General features: G+C 49.1%; 1 protein-coding gene. It reads left to right on the top strand.

What is annotated here, in order from left to right:
- On the top strand, positions 1 to 485 hold a 485-nt coding region (locus LZZ90_RS13990), incomplete at both ends, for a PKD-like domain-containing protein (protein ID WP_305039223.1).

Here is a 485-nt window from a genome sequence, read left to right as displayed (position 1 = left end):
GGAGCTTCCAACGCAAGCGGTTCAGCCATTGCTCAAACATTAACTACAACTGGGACTTCGGTTGGATCGGCAACTTATACGGTAACTCCGAAAGCCAACGGCTGTTCAGGAGCTCCATTTACTGTGGTTGTAACGGTTAATCCTATTCCAACCGGTTCGGCAACGCCACCAGCTGCTACAGTTTGTTCGGGATCTGCTCCAAATATTGTATTAAGCGGCCCTGTTTCAGGAACTACTTTTGATTGGACTGTTGCGGCAACCGATGTAAGTGGAGCTTCTAATGGAAGCGGAGCTACTATTGCCCAAACGTTAACAGCTACTACAACGGCAACGGGAACGGTAACTTATACAGTTACTCCAACAGCCAATGGCTGTCCGGGGACACCTTTTACTGTTGTTGTAACGGTTGACCCGATTCCGACAGGTTCGGCATCGCCATCATCGGATGCGATCTGCTCGGGAACGGCACCAAATATCTTATTAAG

The sequence above is a fragment of the Flavobacterium sp. SM15 genome (genome assembly GCF_022012335.1).
Lineage (GTDB): Bacteria > Bacteroidota > Bacteroidia > Flavobacteriales > Flavobacteriaceae > Flavobacterium.
Note: the sequence above shows the minus strand (reverse complement) of the source record. Positions and strands in the feature narration are given on the sequence as shown.